This is a genomic window from Desulfovibrio sp. Huiquan2017, assembly GCF_017351175.1.
Lineage (GTDB): Bacteria > Desulfobacterota > Desulfovibrionia > Desulfovibrionales > Desulfovibrionaceae > Pseudodesulfovibrio.
The window spans coordinates 21,656-36,987 of the sequence record NZ_JAFMPN010000001.1 but is presented as its reverse complement, the minus strand read 5'-3'; the positions used below and the strand labels follow the sequence as shown (position 1 = coordinate 36,987).

Below are 15,332 nucleotides of genomic sequence, written 5' to 3'. Positions count from 1 at the left end.
CGCGCACCAAGTGGGCCCGGTGAGGGCGGATGGAAGGATAGGCTTTTTTCAACTATTGCGCGCGCCGGAGGCGGCGGACGGCCCGCGGGCGGGGCGGGGGAAGGGCTCAGTCGAGGGGCAGTTTGATGGTCACGCGGAAGGTTCCGTTTACGCTTTCCGCGTGGATGGTCCCGCCGTGGTCCTCGACGATCTTGCGGGCGAAGGCCAGGCCCAGGCCATGGCCCTCGACGTTGTCGTAGCCCAGCCGTCGGAACGGCGCGAACACCGCCTCCAGTTCCTCGCCGGTCAGATCGGGGTAGCCGTTGGAAATCCGGATGACGACGGCCTCCTGGTCATTTTTGCGCTCGGCCTCGCAATGGATGTCCACACGGCCGTTGTCCTGGCTGTACTTGACCGCGTTGGACAGGACATTGTCCAGGACGATGCGCAGATCCTGCCTGCGGCAACGGAAGAAGGGTACGGGCGCGAGATGCGGTTGGAGCCGGATGGACCGCCCGCCCGTGAGCGGGCCAACCCGTTCGGCGGCTTCTTCGAGCATTTCGTTCATGTTGACCATGTCCGCGCGCGGCGGGGGTTCCTGGAGGTCGAGCTTGGACAGCTTCATGATCTGGTCGATGAGCGAGTCCATGTGGTCGATCTCCGCCTCCATGCGACGGACGTGCTTGACCACACCGTCCGTGCGGCCCGCTTCCAGCCGTTCGAGGACGATCTGCTGGGAGACGCGGATGCGCGCCAGGGGGGACCGCAGTTCATGGGAGAGGTTGGCAGTCAGTTCGCGTCCGCCTCGGACCATTTTTTCCAGGCTGCTGGCCATGTGGTTGAAGGTCCGGGCCAGGGTGCCCATCTCGTCCTTGCGGTTTTCGTCCACGCGCGGAGAAAAGTCTCCCCGGGCCAACCGCTGTGCGGACCGGGTCATTTGGATCATGGGCCGTGTAATGCGCCGCGACACCGGGATGAGCAGCAGGGCGGCCACCGTGGCCATGAGGGCGAGCCCCTCCATGAACCAGATTTCCTCGTTGCGGGTGATCCACTTGTTGAGCAGGTGCACGGACAAGGGGCCCATCGGCGTTTTCAGGGGGCCGTAGGAATAGATGGACCCTTGATCGCCCTTGCTCACGAAGTAGACGTGGTCGCCCTGGTCCGTGACCAGCTTGAGATCCAGTTCTTCCCCGCCGTCCAGAGGCGGGGTGCGGTAGGATTGGGCCACGATCTCGCCGCGTTCGTTGGCGATCCACGCCTCGCCGTCAAAGGCGTTGGCATAGATGGTCAGGATGCGGTTCAGGCGGTTGCGGAGTTCCGGGTCGAGCTCGGCCGCTCCGTCGATCTCCAGCCCGATGATCCGCTTGAGGGCCCCGTTGCGGTTGAGGGCATGACGGTTGAGGGGCGGACGCATGTGCCCCATCTTGAGCAGTCCGCCGATGCCGACTATGGTCACCGCCAGGACCAGGACGAAGGCGAGAAGTATTTTGAGATACAACCGGCTGACTTTCATCATTCACCCACAAACATGTAGCCCGTGCCCCAGACGGTCCTGATCCGCTTGGCGTGGGCCGGGTACGGCCTGAGCTGGGAGCGGAGTTTGGAAATATGCACGTCGATGGACCGGTCGTAGGCCGCGAAGTCCTTGTCCCAGACCATGTCCATGAGTTCGTCCCGGGTCAGGGTGCGGTCGGCGTGGGCCATGAGCGCCTTGAGCAGCCGAAACTCCGTGGGCGCCAGCTCGATTTCGTCCCGGTCGATGGTCAGGACCTGGCGGGAGAGGGTCAGGGCAAGCCCGCCCGCGTGGATGACCGGCGTGTCCGTTTTGCGTTCCGCGCCGGTATTCACCCGGCGGAGCACGGCCTTGATCCGGGCCAGCAATTCGCGCGGGTTGAACGGTTTGGCCATGTAATCGTCGGCCCCGAGTTCGAGCCCGACGATGCGGTCGGTATCCTCTCCCTTGGCCGTGAGCATGATCACCGGCGTGGCGAACTCGACGCGGATGTCGCGCAGGACATCGAGCCCGTTCCTGCCCGGCATCATCACATCCAGGACGATGACGCTCGGGGCGAGCGAGCGGATGGTCTCCACCGCCTTCATGCCCGAGGGCAGGGTGGCCGTGGCGAAATTGTATTCCTCCAGGTACTCGACCACGAGGTCGCGCAGCTTGCGGTCGTCGTCGATAATCAGGATCGGGCCGTTGCTCTTCATGAATCTCCCTTACCCGCATGTCGTGCGGGATGAAAAGGTCCGGGCGCACCCTTTTACATTGTTTAACAACTTTTATCATCCTTCCGGATTCTCTTCCGCCGCATAGGAGTCGCGAAGGCCCTGTGGAGCGCGTCGGAGGCGGTCGGAAGAAAAACGACGCGGCCTCCCGAGGGAGGCCGCGCATACGCCCCGGTAACCGGGGTATGGAGAGCGGCGGGTTTACCGCGCGCCTTCCTTCATGGCGTAGGCCAGTTCGCGCGCGGCTTCAGCGGGCGAAGACGCGGAACAGATGGCCGAAACCACGGCGATGCCCGCCACGCCCGAACCTGCCACGGCCCGGACGTTGTCGCGCTGCACGCCGCCGATAGCCACCAGCGGGATGGCGGATTGCCGGACCGCGCGCCTGAGCCCTTCCGGTCCCCACGGCGAACCCTTGACATCCTTCTTGGTCTGGGTGGGGTAGGCCGGGCCGATGCCGAGGTAATCCACGGGCCGGTTCTGGGCATCCAGGAGTTCGGCTTCGGTGTCCACGGACAGGCCGAGAATGGCGTTCGGACCGAGGATCCGGCGAACATCCTCGGGACGCATGTCCGATTGGCCCACATGCACGCCCTCGACCCCGGCGGCCAGGGCCACGTCCACGCGGTCGTTGATGAGCAGGGGGATGGACAACGGCTTGAGCAGTTTGTGCAGGGCGCGGGCCAACTCGACGAATTCCCCGGTGTCGGCCGTCTTTTCGCGCAACTGGACCATGGTGCAGCCGCCCTCGGCGGCTTGGGCCACTACCTCTTCGAGGGGGCGTCCCAGGCAGAGGCTGCGGTCCGTGACGAGATAGACGAGCAGGTCTTCGGTTCTCATGACGCCACCACCTTGAGGCGGTTCCGTATGGCTTCCTCGTCCAGGAGGTAGAGGGCATCCTGGAGGTGCATCTGGAGGCTGCCGGGTCCCGGCGAGTGTTCGGCGGCCATTTCGCCCGCAATGTCCATGGCTGCGGCGGTGTCCACGGCGGCCTGGAAGAAGTCGCGTTGGACGGCGGCGAACGCACCTGCCAGCGCGGTGCAGGTGCAGCCCAGTCCGGTCACGCGCGGCATCATGGCCGAACCGCCGGCCAGACGCGTTTCACGGTCCGCGCCGACCACCAGGTCGGTTTCACCGCTGACCAGGACCACGCAGCCGTAGCGCCTGTTCAGTTCTCTGGCCGCGCCCCGGGCCTCGTTCACTTCCATGGAGGTATCCACTCCCTTGGGCCGACCGTCCTCGCCGGCCAGGGCCATGATTTCCGAGGCATTGCCCCGAACTATGTCGGGATGATACTTCTCCAAAAATTCCAAACAGGTGTCTGTCCGAAGGGCGTTCACCCCGGCGGCCACCGGATCGAGGATCACGGGCATGCCCATGTCGTTGGCCTGGGCCATGGCCACGTGCATGCCCTCCACGTAGTCGTCGGCCAGGGTGCCGATGTTGACCACCAGGGCTCCGGCCAGGTCCACCAGACCGGGCAGGTCTTCGGCCACATGGTTCATGGCCGGGGACGCGCCCAGGGCAAGCAGGGAATTGGCCGTATTGTTCGTGACCACGTAGTTGGTGATGTTGACGATGAGCGGCGTCTGCCTGCGGACTTCGCAGACGTCCTTCCATATGGCCTTGATAAGTTCTTCGGGGGCACTCATTTCAGCAGCTCCCCGACGCTGTCCACCTTGCCGTGCATGCGTCCGGATTCGCCGGAGCGGGAATCCACGGTCAGGCTCAGGTAGACTCGGCCACATTCCTTGCGCATGTCGTCGTGACAGTGCTTGATGGTTTCCATGATTCGATCGAGATCGCCTTCGAGAACGGTGCCCATGGCACCGAGTTCGTAGGGCAGTCCGGATTCCCGGACGATCTCGATGGTCCGCGCCACATATGGGGCGAATGACCCCTGATCGGGCCGTTCCAGCGGGAATATGCTGAAGGTGGCTACACAACTCATGATACTTTTTCCTTGTTGATGCGTTCATCCATGGCCATTTTCGGACGGCCGACGCGTTCAGGATTGATCCATTCCCTTTCAACGTCAATGCCCGGCGCTCGGTAAATCCGAGTTTTGCCATCCCGGGAACCGTCTCCCCGCGTTCGTTCGTCCCCCCCTCCAGCGCTGAAAAATGCAGGCGGGATGGGGAGCGTATGGGCCGGGGGCCAAAAAAGGCCGGGGCATTTGCCCCGGCCTTGATGGTGCGTGATCGCGGGTCGGCTATTCCTTGCAGCCTTCACCGGCCATGTGCTTGAGGGTTTCGTAGCGCTTGTTGTAATTGGTCTCGATCTCGGTCCGGTACTCCTTGGAGAACTCGGGGTAGAACCGTTCAAGCATGGCGTAGCGGTTTTCGCCCGACAGGAACTCCTGGAGAGACCCGTCGGGGGCCTTGGACTCCAGGATGAACGGGTTCTTGCCTTCGTCGGCCAATTGCGGGTTGTAGCGGTAGAGCGGCCAGTAGCCGGAGTCCACGGCCAGCTTCTGTTCCAACTGGGTCTTGCCCATGCCCTTCTTGATGCCTTGGTTGATGCACGGGGCGTAGGCGATAATCAGGGACGGGCCGGGGTAGGCCTCGGCCTCCTTGACCGCCTTGAGGAACTGTTGCTTGTTGGCGCCCATGGACACGGAGGCCACGTAGACGTAGCCGTAGGTCATGGCCATGCGGCCGAGGTCCTTCTTGTTGGTGGTCTTTCCGGCCGCCGCGAACTTGGCTATGGAGCCGAGCGGGGTGGCCTTGGAGGATTGTCCTCCGGTGTTGGAGTAGACCTCGGTGTCCAGGACCAGGACGTTGATGTCCTTGCCCGAGGCGAGGACGTGGTCCAGCCCGCCGTAACCGATGTCGTAGGCCCAGCCGTCACCGCCGAACACCCAGATGGACTGCTTGGTGAACAGGTCGGACATGTCCAGGATTTCCTTGAGCGCCTTCTTGCGCGTTCCCTTGAGGGCGGCCTTCAGATCTTCACCAGCCAGCCGGGATTCCTCGGGATCGCCCATGACGTTGACCCACTTGTCCAGCTTGGCCTTGAGCTCGCCGGTCTCGGTCTCGGCGGCCTCCGTGCAAAGCCGGGCCAGGTGGGCGCGGCGCTGGTCGGTAGCCATCTCGATGCCGTAGCCGAATTCGGCCGCGTCCTCGAACAGGGAGTTGCCCCAGGCCGGACCGTGGCCGTCGGGATTGACGCAGTAGGGTGCGGTCGGCGCGGAAGCGCCCCAGATGGACGAGCAGCCGGTGGCGTTGGCGATGACCATGCGTTCACCGAAGAGCTGGGTGATGACCTTGACGTAGGGGGTTTCGCCGCAGCCCGCGCAGGCCCCGGAGAATTCCATGAGGGACTTGCGGAACTGGGAGCCCTTGACCGTGTCGCGGGCAAAGACGTCCTTGTAGGCGACGGTGTCCGCGAAGTCGAAGTTGGGCACCTGAACCTCGGTCTGGGTGGCGATGGGCTTCATGACCAGCGCCTTTTCCTTGGCCGGGCAGATGTCGGCGCAGTTGCCGCAGCCCAGGCAATCCAGGGTGTTGACCTGGAGGCGGAAGTGCATGCCCTTGACGTCCTTGCCCACGGCGTCGATGGTTTCGTAGGTGGCCGGGGCGTTTTTCATCTCGTCGTCGGTGGCCAGTACGGCGCGTAGGGCGGAGTGCGGGCAGACGAAGGCGCACTGGTTGCACTGGATGCAATTTTCCTTGATCCATTCGGGCACTAGGATGGCCACGCCGCGTTTTTCGTATTTGGAGGTGGCGGAAGGCATGGTCCCGTCGTGGGAGAAGGCCGAGACGGGCAGGTAATCGCCTTTTTGGGCCAGAACCGGGCGCACGACGTTCTTGACGTAATCGGGCTCGCGGCGGTTGACCGGCTTGTCGTCCTTGAGGGTTTTCCAGGCCTTGGGCACCGGAATCTCGACGATGGCGTCGGTGGCCGCATCCACGGCGGCGCAGTTCATGTCTACGATCTTTTGGCCCTTTTTGCCGTAGGCCTTGTCGATGCCTTCCTTGAGCAGATCCACGGCCTTCTTGAACGGGATGACGTCGGCCAGCTTGAAGAAGGCGGTCTGCATGACCATGTTGATGCGTCCGCCCAGGCCGACCCCGCCGGCGATCTTGACCGCGTCCACAGTGTAGAACTTGAGGTTTTTCTGCGCGATGGTGCGCCGCATGGCCGCGGGCAGTTTCTTGTCCATCTCCTCGGCGGTCCAGGGACAGTTCAGCACGAAGGTGCCGCCGTCCCTGATGCCTTCGAGCACGTCATAGAGGTTCACGTAGCTCGGGTTGTGGCAGGCCACATAGTCCGCGTTCTGGACCAGGTAGGTGGACTGGATGGGCTTTTTGCCGAAGCGCAGGTGGGAGATGGTGATGCCGCCCGATTTTTTGGAGTCGTAGGCGAAATAGCCCTGGGCGTAGAGGTTGGTGTTGTCGCCGATGATCTTGATGGCCTGCTTGTTGGCGCCCACCGTGCCGTCGGAACCGAGGCCCCAGAACTTGCACTGGACCGTGCCCTCGGGAGCGGTATCCACGCAGTCGCAGTCGAATAGCGAGGTGTGGGTGACGTCGTCGGTGATGCCCACGGTGAATCCGTTTTTGGGCCGGGCCAGGGAGTTGAAGACCGATTCGGCCTGGGCCGGAGTGAAATCCTTGGAGCCGAGGCCGTAGCGGCCGCCCACGATGACCGGGGCGTTGCGCTTGCCCACGTAGGCGGCGCAGATGTCGAGGTACAGGGGGTCACCCAGGGAGCCGGGCTCCTTGGTGCGGTCGAGCACCGCGATTTTCTTCACGGTCTTGGGGATGGCGGCGAGCAGGTGCTTGACCGAGAAGGGCCGGTACAAGCGAACCTTGATCAGGCCGACCTTCTTGCCGTTGGCATTGAGGTAGTTGACGGTTTCCTCGATGGTCTCGCAGGCCGAGCCCATGGCGATGATGATGCGGTCGGCCTTGGGGTGTCCCACGTAGTCGAAGAGCTTGTAGCGGCGGCCGGTGATCTTGCCGACCTTTTTCATGGCCTCGGTGACGATGTCCGGGATGGCCTCATAATAGGTGTTGGTCGCCTCGCGGCCCTGGAAGTAGATGTCCGGGTTCTGGGCGGTGCCGCGAATGTTCGGGTGTTCGGGGTTCATGGCCCGCTTGCGGAATTCGGCCACCTTGTCCATGTTGATCAGGGGCTTCATGTCTTCGTAGTCGATGACCGCGATTTTCTGGATTTCGTGGGAGGTGCGGAAGCCGTCGAACACGGACATGAACGGGACGGAGGCCTCCACGGCGGCGAGGTGCGCCACCAGGGAGAGATCCATGACCTCTTGGACGGAATTGGAAAAGAGCATGGCGAAGCCGGTCTGGCGGGTAGCCATGACGTCCTGGTGGTCGCCGAAGATGGACAGGGCGTGGGCCGCCACGGCGCGAGCGGACACGTGGAAGACGCCGGGCAGCAGTTCGCCGGAGATCTTGTACATGTTCGGGATCATCAGCAGCAGCCCCTGGGAGGCGGTGAAAGTGGTGGTCAATGCGCCTCCGGCCAGGGAACCGTGCACCGCGCCCGCCGCGCCCGCTTCGGACTGCATCTGGCGGATCTGTACGGTCTGGCCGAAAATGTTTTTTCGTCCATGCGCGGCCCATTCGTCGGCGATCTCGCCCATGGGCGTGGAGGGGGTGATGGGGTAGATGGCGGCCGTCTCGCTCATGGCGTAGGCCACATGCGCGGCGGCGGTGTTGCCGTCCATAGTTTTCATGGTCTTCTTGGGCATGTGCTTCTCCAAGTGTTTTGATTGGACCTGTAACTGACTTTGGACATATGGCGGCTCCCGACGGTCGGGAGTCGTGCGGTCCGTGCGGACCGGATCTTGCGTGTTCATACACATTCCGTCTTAGTTTTCTCGCGATTTATGCAGCCGGGGTCAAGTCCTTTGCCTTCCGTTCCCCGACGAATCGGGGCCATTTACCGGATTTATCGCGCGGCAAGGGCGCGGAAAACCGGTTTGATGATATAATTCGACGCATTGCCCTGGCCGTCGGAGTGACGCTGGATCGGGTGTTTTTGCGGTTGGATAGCCCTTGCCGCCTGGAGGGGATGGCGGACAGAAAAAAGGCGGCCCCGGAGTTCCGGGACCGCCCGACGTTTTTTGGGCTTTATTTTTCGGTATGGAAGCCGGCGCGGCTCCAGGCGAGGTAGCCGCCCGCCAGGCTGCGGACGTCCCAATAGCCGTGCTTTTGCAGATAGGACGCGGCAATGTTCGCGCGATAGCCCGCCGCGCAGTAGAGCAGGTGGTGGGCGTTTTCGTCGAGGTCGAATTTGCCGTCCAGGATGTCGATGAGCGGGATGTGCCTGGCCCCGGGAATGTGCCCGCCCGCCCATTCGGCGGGGGTGCGCACGTCGATCAGGCTGAGGGGCTTGCCTTCCGCCTGGATGTTTTGGAGGACCTGGGCCGAGTCTATGGCCAGGGAATCCACCGGGCGGCCGGAGTAGACCCAGGCCTGGATGCCGCCGGACAGGTAGCCGTAGATGCGGTCGTAGCCGATGCGGTGCAGCTCTATGCGCATGCGCTCGTAGTCGTCGCGGGTATCGACCACCAGGAGGATGTCGGCATCGGGCTCCACGGTCATGCCCACCCAATTGGCCAAGCTGGGCTCGAAGCCGATGTTCAGGGAACCGGGGATATGGTACCCGGCGAAGGCGGCAGCGTCGCGCACGTCGATGACCACGGCGCCGTCCTGCATCTTCTCCTCGAACTTATAGGGGTTCATGGCCAGGTCGAGCGGGCAGCGTTCCAGCAGGGGCGCTCCCGAGGCATTGGTGGAGATGATGTGGGTGAAGGACTTGGGCCGGGCCGGGAAGTTCTGGCTCATGGCCCGGCGGAACGCCTCGAAATCGCCGAAGCCGAGCATGGGGTTATGGCGGCGTTCGAAGCCCAATGTGGAGCTTGGCTTCGAGGACATGCCGCGCCCGCACAGGGAACCCGCGCCGTGGGCCGGGAAGACCTCCAGGCTGTCGGGGAACTTGGCGAACTTCACGTACAGGGAATCCCACAAGTTGTGGACCTGTTCGTCGAGCTTGGCGCCGCCCACCAGGTCGGGCCGTCCGATGTCGCCCACGAAGAGCACGTCGCCGGTCAGCAGCATCCACGGCTCGTCGCCCCGCGTGGTATCCGTGACCAGCAGGGACAGGGAATCCGGGGTATGCCCGGGGGTATGCAGGACTTCGAGCTTGGCGTTGCCCACGACCAGTTGCTGGCCTTCCTTGAGCGGGGTGAAGTCGTAGCTCACCGGCGAGGTCTCGTAGACCATGACGTCGCAGCCGGTCTGGGATTTGATCTCCTGCGCGCCAGACACGTGGTCCGCGTGCACGTGGGTGTCGATGACATGGACGATTTTCATGCCTTCCTCGCGGGAGATGTCCAGGTAGTCCTGTACGTCCCGCTTGGGATCCACGACGACCATTTCACCGGCGGCGGGGCAGCCGATGACGTAGGAAAAGCAACCGAGTCCGGGGGTGGTGATCTGTTTGAAGTACATTGAGAGCTCCTTGGTGAATTCTCTTCTTGCTATCGCAAGGATAAGCACAAAGGGGGGTCAATGCAACATATGAGCACCTATTTGAGTTCTTCGGCCTTGGTGCGGAAGCGCGCGGCCAAGTCATCCAGGACGTCGGCAGCCGCGCCGAAGGTCTTAGTCTTTTCCTCGGGCTGGTCGAGGGTGCGCCGGTATCCCCACTGGGAGAGGTGGAAGAGCTCGGATTCCGGGCAGGCCTGGCAGACCCGCCGGAGCTGCGTGACGATCTCGCCCCGGGTCCGTTCGCGGAACAGGATGGCCTGCTTGAGGCGGTCGCCTGCCGCTCCCGTGTCCTTGCCGTCGGCCATGGCGGTCTGCAACTGGCCGTTGGCCCGCTCCACGGCCTTGGCCGCGCGGCGGTATTTGCCCGCCATTTCGAGGATGGCCGGGTCGTCGGCAAAGGCGTGGAGCACTTCTGCGGTGCGCTCGATGCGCCCGGCGTTGAGCCGGAGCATGACCTTGATTTCCTCGGTGGTCAGGGGCCGGGTTTCGGTGGCGTTGCCGACCGTGTATTCGCGTTCGGTGTTGGCCGCGGTGTCCACCAAGTGGACCATGAAGGCCGGGGCGTAGAGTTCATACAGGGTTTTGATCATGGCCGGATTGAAGACGTAGTCGTAGACCGCCTTGCGCGAGGCTCGGATGTCGTTTCCGGAGACGGCGAAGCCGTCCAGTTCGCGGCCGTAGTAGCGGTTCAGGGCCACGGCCGTGGCCAGGGTATCGGGCTTGCCGTTGGGACCGCGCGGCTGAAAACGCTGAAGCAGGAAGTCCGCCAGGGATTCCACGAAGGTGAATGTGACAACCTTGTCCTCGGTCACTTCGATGGTCTTTGGTTCCTTGGGCTGCTCGGATTCGGCGGCCGGAACCGGGGTGGTGGTCTCGGGCTCGGCCGTGGCGGCCGAGTAGTCGGGCTTGGCCTCTTGGCCCTTGTCCACCCAGTCCGGGGCCTTGGCGGGCTCGGCGGCGGGTTGGGCGACCTCCTGCCGGACGGCGGAGGATTCATCCCGGCTCCGGTTTAGGATGAGAAAGGCGCCGACGGCAAGCAGCACGGCGCAACTGATCAATATGAGGGCGGTCCGGTTTTGTTTCATGACCTTGCCTCCCGGCAGGGGGTAGTGGTTGCTTTTCGTGGTCCCAGGCGTACTCGTCGTCCGCTTCGGCGGCCTCGGGGCGGTCCGGCCGCCCCGTCGGGTTCAAGGCTACCCCGCGCGCCCGCTTTGGGCAATGCTTCGTTTGGGTGCACAGGCGGATCCCCGCGTTCAGCCTTTCGGCCGCTCAAGGTTTGGCGTGTCGGGATGCGGCCGGGATACGGGCTGATTTTTCACATAACCAGCTGAAATTATGATATTGTTTTCCATGAGCATGGTGTAGGCAGAGTTCGGCGGGCGTGGAACGGTCGTCGGTCCCGGACCGTCGTCGGTCCGGGACCCGTGGCAGGCGATGGGTCAGGCGTCCCGTTCGAGGGCCTCCTTGAGAAAGGCGACATAGCGCCGGTCAACGCCCTGAATATGCCCTACCAACCAATCTTTGAGGAAGTGGAAGAGGTCGCGGCTCATGGCCGACCGGCCCGATTCGAAGTCCTCGCTGAAGGCCACGGCCTGGGCAAGCAGTTTCTGGTGGGATTTTTTGTGCTCCTCTGTTTCGGCATAGCCGTACTTGTCGAACAGGGCCTCCTCCTGGCTGAAATGGAAGGTGGTATAGTGGCGCAATTCGTCCAATATTTTGCCGACTGCGGCTTTGCCCTTACCCTGTTGCATGGCGCTGTTCAGCCGATTGACCATCTTGACCAGTTCCATGTGCTGATCGTCGATAAGGTCGATGCCCGTGGCGATGGTGTCATCCCAGACGATGAGCGGTTTGGCTTCCTCAACTCCCTCGGGCTGGTCGCTCCGTGTTGCGGCCGGTTGGGCTGCAACGGGTTTTGGCGCGGATCGCGGTGGGCCGGACGGCCGGAGCGCGGCCGGTTTTGGCGCGGGGCGGATCGGTTGCGCGGTCAGCGGTGGAATCGACGCCGGGTTTGCCATCCGGGCCGGAGGGGAGCATTGGCCGTCGTCGTCGGTCTTAAAAAAGAGCAGTTCCTGGCGCAGGCCGGACGCCTCGCTGGACAGTTCCGCGGTAGTGTCGGACAACTCGCGGGCCATGCGGGCGGTTTCGCCGATGCCTCGGTCCAGGTCATGGACGGACCGGCCGATCATCTCGGTGTCGCGCTGCTGCTCAGAACTGGACGTGTTGATCTCCTCAATCATGGCCGAAGTTTTCTCAATGTCTGGCACGAGCAACTCCAGCAGTTTTCCGGCCTCGTTGGAGATGTCCAGGGTGCTGGCCGACAGCTCGCCGATTTCCTTGGCCGCGCCGCCGCTGCGCTCGGCCAGCTTGCGGACTTCGGAGGCGACCACGGCGAACCCCTTGCCGTGGTCGCCGGCCCGGGCTGCCTCGATGGCCGCGTTCAGGGCCAGGAGGTTGGTCTGCCGGGCAATTTCCTCAATGACCGTAATCTTTCCCGCGATGGTTGTGATGGCCTCCAGGGCCACGCCCACGGATCGGCCGCTTCGGCGGGCGTCCTCGGCCGCCTTGGTGGCCAATTGATAGGTTTCCCGGGAGTTGGCGGCCGTGGTGGAGATATTGGCGTTCATGCCCTCCATCAGGGAGGCTATTTCGCTGACGGAACCGGCCTGCCGCGTGGCGTTCTGGGCCAGGGTGGAGGCCATGTCGTTCAGGCTCGAGCTGCGGTCGGCCATGGTCACGGTGGAGTCCTTGGCGTGGCTGACCACGCCCTTGAGCTTATCCTCCATGGAACTCAACGTGCGCGCGACCAGGCCGATTTCATCGTTTTGCGGACTGAAGCAAACCTGGGTCAGGTCGCCCCGGCAGATGTTGTCCATGGTCGAACTGAAGTCGTGCAGTGGTCGGATCAGCTTGCGCTGGATGGCCAGGAAACTGATCAGGGTGGTCAGGATCATAATGGCTATGCCGACGACCTGCGAGGCGAGCAGACCGTCCACCCGGCTCTCGGACTCGCCCTGCATCATGGCCACGGCCTGGTTCATGTTGACCAGCACGGCCAGGCTCTTCTTGTTGAAGTCGTCATTCAGGACTTGGCGCTCCAGGATGTCGTCCAGGGCGGAGCTGTAGCGTGTCCAGAGCTGCTGGACCTTGAGCAATTGTTCTCGGACCGCGTCCGACGGGGCGGGCAGATCCCGCGTTTCGCCGTCTGGGTCGGCTGTTATCGGGGCCGGTCCCGAGTCGGTCAGGGCGGCCAGGGTCTGACGGAACAGGCGCGAAGTGGCTCGGACCTGCCCGCCGAGTTCGGCTCCATCCCGTCCGGCCTGACGTTCCTCAAGGTAAAGCAGGGCCTCCTTGGCCATTTTCTGGCTGAGCATGCGTTGGCGGCCCGCCAGATTGACGACCAGCCCATCGTGCTCCTGTGCCGAGGTAATGATCACGGTGGCCACGAACATGGCCAGCCCCACGGCCAGCAGCAGTCCTATGGCCGAATACAGCTTCACTCTCAGGCTCATTCTTTCCTCCCGTTATGCATCGTCATGAAAAGTTTTGAAAATGCATATGGTTATAATGTCAAGATAGAATGATACCAGAAAAATATCGCCTATGTGATTATAACTTGTTGGCGGCGCGGGGCTGCGAAGAAGTGTCTACTGCGTCGCGAAGAATAGGGGGCGTGGGGGCCGGGAACGGGACAAGAAAAAGCCCTTACGATTTCTCGTAAGGGCCTTGTTCTCTTTGGCTCCCCAGCACGGACTTGAACCGCGAACCTAGTGATTAACAGTCACCCGCTCTGCCAATTGAGCTACTGGGGAACATTTTTTCGTCGAAGCGAGAGAGTGTTTAAACAAATCGTTTCGGAGGGTCAAGCAAAAAAAGTAGACTTTTTCAGGAAAATGCGAATACGCTTTTACCGGGGGCTAAGGCTCCCATTTTCTTGACGGCATCCGTTATATGGCTTACGGAATCAACGTCTTTCGAATTTTTCTAGATTTAGTGGGAAACAGGGAAAAAAATTTTGGCACAAGATACTAAAAAAGAAAAGAAAATTAAGCTGGCAACCAAGTCGCCGAACGCGGCCCGGTTCACCCACATGTTGGAGGCCCTTCAGGCCAAGGACGAACTCAACTCCGTCATCAAGACGCGCGTGGAAAAAGCGTGTCTTCTCATGGATAACGATATCCCCCTGTACCCCAACGACTTTCGGCGTGATTCCGAAATACAGGCCATCTGGGATCAGTGCGGAGATATGGACGGCGAGGATTTCGAGAATACGGACGTTCAGTTCACTATCGCCGGACGGGTGGTTTCCTACCGTTCTTTCGGCAAGGTCACCTTCTTCCACATGCAGGACCGCAGCGGGAACATCCAGGTCTACGCCGCCCGCGACGAACTCGGCCCCGATGAATATCAGTTGTTCAAGAAGACCGACATCGGCGACATCGTCGGCGTGACCGGCTCCCTGTTCCGAACCAAGACCGGCGAACTGACCGTCAAGACCCGGCATTTTCAGCTGGTGACCAAGTCCATGCGCCCTCTGCCCGAGAAATACCATGGGCTCAAGGACGTGGAGACGCGCTACCGCCAGCGCTATGTGGACCTTATCGTCACTCCCCGGACCAAGGAGATTTTCCAGGCCAGAACGGCCATCATCCGGGAATTGCGGACGATTCTCGATGAAAAGGGCTTCATGGAAGTGGAGACGCCCATGATGCAGGCCATCCCCGGCGGGGCCACGGCCAAGCCCTTCGAGACCCATCACAACGCCATGGACATGAAGCTGTACATGCGCATCGCGCCCGAGCTCTACTTGAAGCGCCTTTTGGTGGGTGGCTTTGAACGGGTCTACGAGATCAACCGTAATTTCCGCAACGAAGGCATGGACACCCAGCACAATCCCGAGTTCACCATGCTCGAATTTTACTGGGCATATGCGGACTTCATGGACCTCATGGACCTGACCGAGGAGATTTTCTCCCGCGTGGCCAAGAAGGTTACCGGGGACACCGTGGTCCCGTACCAGGGCGAGATGATCGACCTGTCCCCGGGTGCCTGGACGCGTCTGCCGTTTCACGAATCCCTGGAGAAGATCGGCGGCGTTTCCCCCGAGGTCTACACGGATTACGACAAGTGCGCGGCCCTGGTGAAGGAAAAAGGCGAGAAGATTATCAAGGGCGAGAAGCTCGGCAAGCTCCAGGCCAAGCTCTTCGACCTGCTGGTGGAACCCCGGCTGGTCCAGCCTCACTTCATCTATCATTACCCGACCGATATTTCGCCGTTGTCCCGCCGAAACGAGGACAATCCCGACATAACCGACCGCTTCGAATTGTTCATGACCGGCCGCGAGTTGGCCAACGCCTTTTCCGAACTGAACGATCCCGTTGACCAGCGCGGTCGTTTCGAGGTCCAGGTTCAGGAAAAGGAGGCTGGCGACGAAGAGGCCCACTTCATGGATGAGGACTATGTCCGCGCCCTGGAATACGGCATGCCCCCGGCTGCCGGGCAGGGCATCGGCATCGACCGCCTGGTGATGCTGCTCACGGACTCCGCTTCCATCCGCGAGGTCATCCTCTTCCCGCTGCTCAGGCCTGAGGTCGGGTAGGG

Annotated in this window: 10 protein-coding genes and 1 tRNA gene; 1 reads left to right on the top strand and 10 read right to left on the bottom strand. The window is 62.3% G+C overall.

Annotated features, from left to right (window positions below; all coding sequences use genetic code 11):
* Positions 1-106: 106 nt before the first annotated feature.
* The 10 genes from J0909_RS00155 to J0909_RS00110 all read right to left on the bottom strand — a co-directional run bounded on the left by J0909_RS00155 (position 107) and on the right by J0909_RS00110 (position 13,543).
* A complete protein-coding gene (locus tag J0909_RS00155; protein WP_207259580.1) occupies positions 107-1,495 on the bottom strand; it encodes a HAMP domain-containing sensor histidine kinase in 1,389 nt (462 codons plus the stop codon).
* Positions 1,492-2,190 (bottom strand): response regulator, encoded by a 699-nt coding sequence (locus J0909_RS00150; RefSeq protein WP_207259579.1) that lies wholly within the window; start codon positions 2,188-2,190, stop codon positions 1,492-1,494. The genes J0909_RS00155 and J0909_RS00150 overlap by 4 nt, the downstream gene beginning before the upstream one ends.
* 219 nt (positions 2,191-2,409) lie before the next feature.
* Positions 2,410-3,048, bottom strand: a complete 639-nt coding sequence (thiE, locus tag J0909_RS00145; protein ID WP_207259578.1) for a thiamine phosphate synthase — start codon at positions 3,046-3,048, stop codon at positions 2,410-2,412.
* On the bottom strand, positions 3,045-3,860 hold the full coding sequence (gene thiM / locus J0909_RS00140) for a hydroxyethylthiazole kinase (RefSeq protein ID WP_207259577.1): 816 nt from the start codon (positions 3,858-3,860) through the stop codon (positions 3,045-3,047). Before thiM ends, thiE begins: the two co-directional genes overlap by 4 nt.
* The gene (locus J0909_RS00135) at positions 3,857-4,159 is read right to left on the bottom strand and encodes an MTH1187 family thiamine-binding protein (protein WP_207259576.1); all 303 of its coding nucleotides are present in this window, start codon (positions 4,157-4,159) and stop codon (positions 3,857-3,859) included. Before J0909_RS00135 ends, thiM begins: the two co-directional genes overlap by 4 nt.
* Positions 4,160-4,420: 261 nt before the next feature.
* Positions 4,421-7,927 carry a pyruvate:ferredoxin (flavodoxin) oxidoreductase gene (gene nifJ, locus J0909_RS00130; RefSeq protein ID WP_207259575.1) on the bottom strand — a complete coding sequence of 1,169 codons (3,507 nt, stop codon included), beginning with the start codon at positions 7,925-7,927 and terminating at the stop codon, positions 4,421-4,423.
* Between the two features lie 382 nt (positions 7,928-8,309).
* Complete coding sequence (locus J0909_RS00125) at positions 8,310-9,692, bottom strand: MBL fold metallo-hydrolase (protein ID WP_207259574.1); 1,383 nt, start codon at positions 9,690-9,692, stop codon at positions 8,310-8,312.
* A 77-nt stretch (positions 9,693-9,769) separates the two neighbouring features.
* The gene (locus tag J0909_RS00120) at positions 9,770-10,816 is read right to left on the bottom strand and encodes a hypothetical protein (protein WP_207259573.1); all 1,047 of its coding nucleotides are present in this window, start codon (positions 10,814-10,816) and stop codon (positions 9,770-9,772) included.
* A 354-nt stretch (positions 10,817-11,170) separates the two neighbouring features.
* Positions 11,171-13,243 carry a bacteriohemerythrin gene (locus tag J0909_RS00115; RefSeq protein ID WP_207259572.1) on the bottom strand — a complete coding sequence of 691 codons (2,073 nt, stop codon included), beginning with the start codon at positions 13,241-13,243 and terminating at the stop codon, positions 11,171-11,173.
* A gap of 224 nt (positions 13,244-13,467) precedes the next feature.
* Positions 13,468-13,543, bottom strand: a tRNA-Asn gene (locus J0909_RS00110).
* Positions 13,544-13,821: 278 nt separating this feature from the next.
* Between J0909_RS00110 and lysS the strand changes: the two genes are divergently transcribed.
* On the top strand, positions 13,822-15,330 hold the full coding sequence (lysS, locus tag J0909_RS00105; protein WP_207259881.1) for a lysine--tRNA ligase: 1,509 nt from the start codon (positions 13,822-13,824) through the stop codon (positions 15,328-15,330).
* Positions 15,331-15,332 lie beyond the last annotated feature (2 nt).

Excerpts from the sequence above, each read along its gene's own strand:
- thiM (WP_207259577.1), bottom strand. The coding sequence starts at position 3,860 with ATGAGTGCCCCCGAAGAACTTATCAAGGCCATATGGAAGGACGTCTGC.
- thiE (WP_207259578.1), bottom strand. The coding sequence starts at position 3,048 with ATGAGAACCGAAGACCTGCTCGTCTATCTCGTCACGGACCGCAGCCTC.
- lysS (WP_207259881.1), top strand. The coding sequence starts at position 13,822 with ATGTTGGAGGCCCTTCAGGCCAAGGACGAACTCAACTCCGTCATCAAG.
- J0909_RS00125 (WP_207259574.1), bottom strand. The coding sequence starts at position 9,692 with ATGTACTTCAAACAGATCACCACCCCCGGACTCGGTTGCTTTTCCTAC.
- J0909_RS00120 (WP_207259573.1), bottom strand. The coding sequence starts at position 10,816 with ATGAAACAAAACCGGACCGCCCTCATATTGATCAGTTGCGCCGTGCTG.
- nifJ (WP_207259575.1), bottom strand. The coding sequence starts at position 7,927 with ATGCCCAAGAAGACCATGAAAACTATGGACGGCAACACCGCCGCCGCG.
- J0909_RS00115 (WP_207259572.1), bottom strand. The coding sequence starts at position 13,243 with ATGAGCCTGAGAGTGAAGCTGTATTCGGCCATAGGACTGCTGCTGGCC.
- J0909_RS00155 (WP_207259580.1), bottom strand. The coding sequence starts at position 1,495 with ATGATGAAAGTCAGCCGGTTGTATCTCAAAATACTTCTCGCCTTCGTC.
- J0909_RS00150 (WP_207259579.1), bottom strand. The coding sequence starts at position 2,190 with ATGAAGAGCAACGGCCCGATCCTGATTATCGACGACGACCGCAAGCTG.
- J0909_RS00135 (WP_207259576.1), bottom strand. The coding sequence starts at position 4,159 with ATGAGTTGTGTAGCCACCTTCAGCATATTCCCGCTGGAACGGCCCGAT.